A 2,074-nucleotide genomic window follows, 5' to 3' on the forward strand; every position below is an offset into this window, starting at 1 on the left:
CACTAGTCTCGGCATCATGACGACAATCGAGCCGCCCACAACGACCCCGGCCTGGGGTGAGCCACGCAGCAAGACCGTCACCTGGCATGATCCACTGCTCACCGCCGCGGTGGGGCGGACGATGAACGGTCTGGACTTTCTCCTGGCGATCCGGGACGGTCGGGTGCCACCTCCGCCGATCACCGCTCACTTCGACTTCGGGATCAGCGAGGTTGCCGAGGGCGACGTCGTCTTCAGATGTCTTCCGGACGAGTCCGCCTACAACCCTCTCGGCACGGTTCACGGCGGCCTTGTCTGCACTCTGCTGGACACGGTCGCCGGATGCTCCGTGCACACGACGCTGCCGGCCGGCCTCGGGTACACGTCCATCGAAATCAAGGTCAACTATCTTCGTCCGGTACGGGTGGTCAGCGGTCGTCCCGCCGAACTGACCGCGCACGGCTGGGTCACCAAACCCGGCCGTCGGGTCGCGTTCGCCGAAGGGGATGTCCGCGACGCCGCCGGCAAGGTGGTCGCCACCGCCAGCAGCACCTTTCTGGTCTTTCCGCTCGAGAGCGACGCTCCAGGCGCGTAGCGCGGGCCGTTCACGCGGTCCTGCCCGTTTGCGGGAACACGGCTGCTTGCGGGAACACGGCTGCCTACGGGGAGGCGGCTGCCTGCGGGGGGACAGCTGCCGCCCCGGTGTCCAGGCAGCGCCGGAGAGCGACCGTGCCGGACGCCAGAGCGCTGACGAGGACACCCGGCCCGGCCAGGGGGAGCGCGGCGAACGTCCCGGTGCCGCTACTGGCATCGGCGCCGCTGCCGGTGGGGTCGGTGGGGCTCCCGCCGCCGGTGGGGCCGATGGTGCCGGTCGTGCCGGCGGGCAGGCCCAGCCCGTCCGGGCCGGGGCCGGCGATCAGCAACGCGCCGATCACACGGGCGCCGCCGAGGACCGCCGGCCCGTGCAGGCCCGGCGCCGCCGCATCCAGGCACAGGGCCTGCCGGAGCAGCGGCCGGGCGCTCCGGACCCTCCGACCAGCGCCGTCGTTCCGCCGGATGTCGCCCGCTCCGGCGTTGTCGGCTGCCCCGGCCGTGCCACCGCCCGGGCGGCTGCCGGTGTTCGTGTCGATGCCGTCCGTGCCGTTCCGGACGCCGTCCGGGATGCTCCTGACGTCGTCCTCGGCACTGCCGGTGACGTTGGCAGCGCTGCCCTCGTCCGCGGTGTCGTCCTCGACGTCGACCCGCAGGGTGGACGAGATCGAGCCGGGCGGCTCCCCGAAACGCCCGAGGACGATCTCCTCCCGCCACAGCAGGCGGGCGTCCGCGGCGAGCCTGATCGTCGCTCGCATCAGGTGCCGGCATCCGTGGGCGGCCACGGTCGGCTCGGGCAGGTACTCCAGCGCGCCGCCCGGCCCGACATCGGCGTGGACGTCGAACAGCGACGGCCGCTCGTCGCGCCCGGGCAGCGCGACGGTCGCGGCCGTCGTGCGCAGCACCAGCCGGACCCCCGCGCCGACCGTGACGTCCAGCCGCAGCTGGTCACCGGCAAGCGGCCCGGCCGCGGCGTTCACCAGATACACGGTGACGGTCGGCAGCCCGTCCCCGGGCCGTGTCCGGCTGCCCGTACGCCGCAGGACCAGCGGCACCTGCGACCTCAGCTCGCTGACCCGCACCCCGGCAGCCTGAATCCGGCCGTCCCGGATCCGCCTGTCGTGCGGCCTGCCACCAGCTTCGTGGTTGTTGGCCCCGTTGCCGTGGATCCGGCTGTCGATCCCGTTGCCGCGAGTCTCGCGGGGGTCGCGCTTACTGCCAGTTGTGACTGGTTCGATCCGGATGACCGCGTGCGCACTGATCGACGTTCGGCCGATGCGTGCCGGTGGCCGTCCTGGCCCGATATCGATCATCCCGGTGTCCGTTTTCTTTCCCTTCCGTCCGTGGCCTTGTCCTTGATGGCCTTGTCCTTGATGACCTCGTCCCTGATGCTGTCGCCAACCAGCGCTGACGGGACCGACCGGGCCCGCGGCACGAGCGGCTTCAGCCGGCAGGATGTGGTGCGGCGGGGTGCGTGCCGGGTGGCGCGGGGGCTGGTCGGGTG

General features: G+C 72.3%; 3 protein-coding genes. 1 reads left to right on the top strand and 2 read right to left on the bottom strand.

All coding sequences use genetic code 11. The features are described from left to right. The first annotated feature begins 16 nt into the window (after nt 1-16). A complete protein-coding gene (locus CM1CMNOD_RS05415) occupies nt 17-574 on the top strand; it encodes a PaaI family thioesterase (protein WP_013872655.1) in 558 nt (185 codons plus the stop codon). Between the two features lie 64 nt (nt 575-638). Here the strand turns inward: CM1CMNOD_RS05415 and CM1CMNOD_RS05420 are convergent, their stop codons facing one another. Beyond that, nucleotides 639-1,883 (bottom strand): urease accessory protein UreD, encoded by a 1,245-nt coding sequence (locus CM1CMNOD_RS05420; RefSeq protein WP_013872656.1) that lies wholly within the window; start codon nt 1,881-1,883, stop codon nt 639-641. Then, on the bottom strand, nt 1,880-2,074 hold a 195-nt coding region (locus CM1CMNOD_RS22235; RefSeq protein WP_207387465.1), incomplete at its 5' end, for a hypothetical protein. The genes CM1CMNOD_RS05420 and CM1CMNOD_RS22235, both read right to left, overlap by 4 nt.

The organism is Protofrankia symbiont of Coriaria myrtifolia, from assembly GCF_900634755.1.
In the GTDB taxonomy this organism is placed as follows: Bacteria; Actinomycetota; Actinomycetes; order Frankiales; family Frankiaceae; genus Protofrankia; species Protofrankia coriariae.